General features: G+C 43.1%; 4 protein-coding genes. All 4 read left to right on the top strand.

The annotated features are described in order from the left end of the window. Positions 1-76 precede the first annotated feature (76 nt). Entirely contained in the window at positions 77-1,051 is a 975-nt protein-coding gene (hemC, locus tag NJ959_RS25515; RefSeq protein WP_254014567.1) for a hydroxymethylbilane synthase, read from the top strand. Between the two features lie 270 nt (positions 1,052-1,321). Then, positions 1,322-2,752: a glycogen synthase GlgA gene (gene glgA, locus NJ959_RS25520; protein WP_254014568.1), complete on the top strand. Its 1,431-nt coding sequence runs from the start codon at positions 1,322-1,324 to the stop codon at positions 2,750-2,752. Between the two features lie 285 nt (positions 2,753-3,037). Beyond that, positions 3,038-3,412 (top strand): Hpt domain-containing protein, encoded by a 375-nt coding sequence (locus tag NJ959_RS25525; protein ID WP_254014569.1) that lies wholly within the window; start codon positions 3,038-3,040, stop codon positions 3,410-3,412. 23 nt (positions 3,413-3,435) lie between these two features. After that, entirely contained in the window at positions 3,436-4,725 is a 1,290-nt protein-coding gene (locus NJ959_RS25530; protein ID WP_254014570.1) for a sensor histidine kinase, read from the top strand. Positions 4,726-4,818: the final 93 nt, after the last annotated feature.

Here is a 4,818-nt window from a genome sequence, read left to right on the forward strand (position 1 = left end):
TCCTTGTATAGAGAAGTACCGAGCTGCGGTAGTCTAGATGGAGTGAATCTATAAGATCGTCTTGACTCTCTCACCTATGTCCACCACCGTTTCCAGTCCTCCCCGCACCATTCGCATTGGTTCCCGCAAAAGCCAACTAGCACTAGTTCAAACCTATTGGGTGCAAGCACAACTACAAAAACACTTCCCTAGCCGCCAGTTTGATGTCCAGACGATGAGTACTCAGGGTGACAAAATCCTGGATGTAGCCTTATCGAAAATTGGCGATAAAGGATTATTCACCAAAGAATTAGAACAAGGGATGCTCGATAACGAGATAGACTTCGCCGTCCATTCTCTCAAAGATTTACCCACCAAGCTACCAGACACCCTATTTCTCGGATGCGTCACCGAAAGAGAAAACCCCGCAGATGCCCTAGTTGTCCATGAAAAACATAAAGACAAACAACTAGACACCTTACCAGAAGGCGCAATCATCGGCACATCATCACTGCGCCGTCTCGCCCAACTCCGCTATCACTTCCCCCACTTTAGCTTCAAAGATATTCGCGGAAACCTCAACACCAGACTCGCTAAACTAGATACTGGGGAATACGATGCCCTCATTCTGGCAGCAGCAGGATTACAACGGCTGGATATGAGCGATCGCATTCACCAAATTATCCCATCCGAAATCTCACTTCATGCAGTCGGACAAGGAGCGTTGGGTATAGAATGTCGCGGTGATGATACTGAAGTCTTAGAATTACTCAAATCAATTGCACATACCCCAACCACTCAACGTTGTTATGCAGAAAGAGCATTTTTGCGAGAACTTGAAGGTGGTTGCCAAGTGCCCATTGGTGTTAACACCCAGCTAGAAGGAGAAACCCTCACCATCATCGGGATGGTTTCCAGTTTAGACGGGAAAAGACTAGTAAAAGACGAAGTAACAGGCGCAGCGACAACTGCCGAAGACTTAGGAATTGAACTGGCTCAACGCTTGCGCCAACAAGGGGCACAGGAAATTTTAGATGAAATTTTTGCCGAGATTCAGCGAGATGCTAAATAAAAATATCTCAGATTGAATCGGTGTAATATTGAGTCTGTTTGTGTGGGGATTAGAGCTTTTTTTTAAACGCTCATAGCGCAAAGGGAGGCGCAAAGGTACGCAAAGGGAAGAAAGGAAGATTTAGGTTAATCCTGATATCTTGCAGTATTTACCATCAACTTAGTGTCTTAGTGCCTTTGTGTTTAAAGCACTAAAAAAGGATTAATTCCCATCCAAACAAAAATGATACTACAATTAAATGTCCCAAAACTAAGGAGATTAAATTAATCTATGCGAATTTTATTTGTTGCGGCTGAAGTAGCGCCCATTGCTAAGGTTGGCGGGATGGGGGATGTTGTCGGGGCATTACCTAAAGTGTTGAGAAGGATGGGACATGATGTCCGGATTTTTATGCCTTATTATGGTTTTGTACCTGATAAGATCGACGTTCCCGAAGAGCCAATTTGGTCTGGGAATGCGATGTTTGAGAGTTTCTCTATCTATGAAGCGGTTTTACCAGGTAGTGATGTGCCGCTGTACCTCTTGAATCATCCAACTTTTAATAATCGCAATATCTACGGTGGAGAGGATGAAGATTGGCGGTTCACTTTTTTTGCTAATGGTGCGGCGGAATTTGCTTGGAATTATTGGAAGCCGGAAATTATTCACTGTCACGATTGGCATACGGGGATGATTCCTGTATGGATGAAGCAATCTCCTGATATTAGTACTGTATTTACGATCCATAATTTAGCTTATCAAGGACCTTGGCGTTGGCGGTTGGATCAAATGACTTGGTGTCCCTGGTACATGCAAGGTCATAATACTATGGCGGCGGCTCTGCAATTTAGCGATCGCGTAACTGTGGTTTCCCCAACCTACGCTAACCAAATCCGTACTCCTGAATATGGTGAAACTTTAGAAGGGTTGCTATCATTTATTAGTGGGAAGACTGAGGGTATTCTCAATGGTATTGATACGGAAAGTTATAATCCTGAAACGGATAAGTATATTTCTCATAATTTTACGGCTGATACGCTAGATTTACGCCGCAAAAATAAAATTGCCGTCCAAGAAGAAGTTGGTTTGCAAGTTAGCACCAATACCTTTCTGATGAGTATGGTGACGCGGTTAGTGGATCAAAAAGGGATTGATTTGTTAATTCAAGTGATCGATCGCTTTTTATCTTACACTGATTCCCAATTTATCCTCTTGGGTACGGGCGATCGCTATTATGAAACCCAAATGTGGCAGTTGGCATCTCGCTATCGTGGTCGCATGTCATGCCAACTTCTCTATAATGAAGCTTTATCTCGACGGCTCTATGCTGGTAGTGATGCTTTCTTGATGCCTTCCCGGTTTGAACCCTGTGGGATTAGCCAAATGCTATCCATGCGCTACGGTTGTGTACCTATTGTGCGGCGCACTGGTGGTTTGGTTGATACTGTCTCTCATCACGATCCGATGAATCAAGCTGGTACTGGTTATTGCTTCGATCGTTATGAGCCTTTAGATTTCTATACTTCTATGGTACGAGCTTATGAAGGTTTTCACTACAAAGACTACTGGCGGGCATTACAACAAAGGGGAATGCGTCAGAATTTTAGTTGGGATAAGTCAGCCGTTGAGTATATCCGCGTTTACCGGGATCTTCTCGGGCTGCCCCCAGAGGAATCCCCGTCAAGTCAGTCAGATGAAGTGGTAGCAACTGGAGTAGGCTAAATTCTTAATAGTTTTGGCTATACAACGGATTGCAGTTGGATGAAGTATGCAAAAGAAACCCGGTTTCTATGCACCTCACTCACTTGCAAAGCCGTAGGGTGGGCACTCCCACCAAGGGAATCATGAATCTAGTCGCAAAACTCCCCCTCTCCTGGTGGGAGAGGGGTTGGGGGAGAGGTGAGACACCCGAATACTTAATCAGTCTTCTAGAAAGATTTGACAGGTGAGAGTTAAACCCCTAGAGTAGATATATCTACTCGAGAATTCTCGTGTGAATTTTGGATCTTGTTACAATCAGATTTTTCTTTAACCGATGGTTACAAAGAACCAATGGTAGATCTCGATCGCTTAAAGGAAATAACTCTTGGTCAAGTAGAGTTACAGCGCGAACTTATTACAGCATTTATCGAGATCCTCAGAGCTAACTTGGATGCTATTCAGGAGGCTCTGCCATCGGGTGATTGTTTGACAGTCTCGCGGTGCGCTCATCAGATTAAAGGCGCAGCAGCTAATGTAGGGATTCCGTCAATCAAGGAGATAGCGGCTGAGTTAGAGCGTCAGGCTAACGAACAAAATCTGGTTAATGCTACCCAGTTATTAGTAGATTTAGACGATCGGCGATCGCAACTTCAGGAGTTTATCTCCAATTATCTATCCTAAGAGCAAGTTTCCTTGATTTGGCTATGGCTAAAATTTTAGTGATTGATGATGATGTGACAGTGCAATTAGTACTGAAAAACCTACTGAAAAGCCATGGTTACGAAGTCACTATTGCTCAGAATGGAGAAGAGGGATTGTACCAAGCGCAATTAATCCAGCCCGATTTGATTATTTGTGATTGGATGATGCCCTATTTAGATGGGTTAGAAGTTTGTCGGCGAGTCAAAGCTAACCCAGACTTGTCAAGCACTTTTTTAATTCTGCTAACCATGCGGGATGCAATTTGCGATCGCGTTAAGGGGCTTGATGGAGGGGCAGATGAGTTTATTTCTAAGCCAATTCAGCCTGATGATTTACTCGCACGGGTAAGAGCGGGATTGCGCTCTTCTCAGTTAATTCAACAATTAGATCGCGATTTGCGGCAGTTGCGAGAAACTCAGGCAGAATTGATACATAGCGAAAAAATGCTTAGTCTCTGGCAGTTAGTAGCAGGAATAGCACACGAAATCAATAATCCAGTTACCTTTATTTATAGTAATTTAACCCATGTAGAACACTATAGCCAAGAACTAATTGAGTTACTCCATCTCTACCAAGCCATTACTCCTAATCCTAGCCCTCAACTTATTGATAAATTAAATACGACTGACTTGAACTTTATTACAGACGATCTCCCTAAAGTTATCTCATCCATGCGCCGGGGGGCAGATCGCATCCAGAAAACTGTCAAGTCTTTACAAAACTTTTCTCGGCAACATCAATCCGGATTGCAAGCTGTAAATCTTAATCAAGAAATCGATAATACTCTACTTATTTTACAGCATCGCTTATGGTCCGGCAACGGACATTCTCGGATTGAAGTGGATAAAAACTACGGAAATTTACCCCTTGTAGAATGTTATCCGAGTCAGTTAAATCAGGTATTTTTGAATATCCTTAATAACGCAATTGATGCGATTGAAGAAAATAATCCCCAGATCAAATCTTCTCATCAAGCTGACTCTGGTCGAATTATTATTCGTACTCAAGGGTTAGATATCAATCGTATTGTAATCCGAATTGCTAATAATGGACCGGAAATTCCACCCGCAATCAAAGCCCGAATTTTCGATCCCTTCTTTACTACTAAACCCGTGGGGACAGGTACTGGCTTGGGATTGGCGATTAGCTACCAAATTGTTGTCGGACAACATCAAGGGGTATTAAAATGTTTATCTCTACCGGAAATGGGGACAGAATTTTGGATTGAGTTACCAATACGGTGGAATGCTTCGCTGATTGCGTCACCGAAAGTTTTGCAACATTCTCATTAAGAATAAGCAGAGCTATAATCAATTTGTGAGTCTTTACGAGAAGGTTGAAGTAAAAAAATAATTTCCCCCTGCTCCCCTGCTCCCACTCCCCAC

The sequence above is a fragment of the Limnofasciculus baicalensis BBK-W-15 genome (assembly GCF_024178385.1).
Lineage (GTDB): Bacteria > Cyanobacteriota > Cyanobacteriia > Cyanobacteriales > Coleofasciculaceae > Limnofasciculus > Limnofasciculus baicalensis.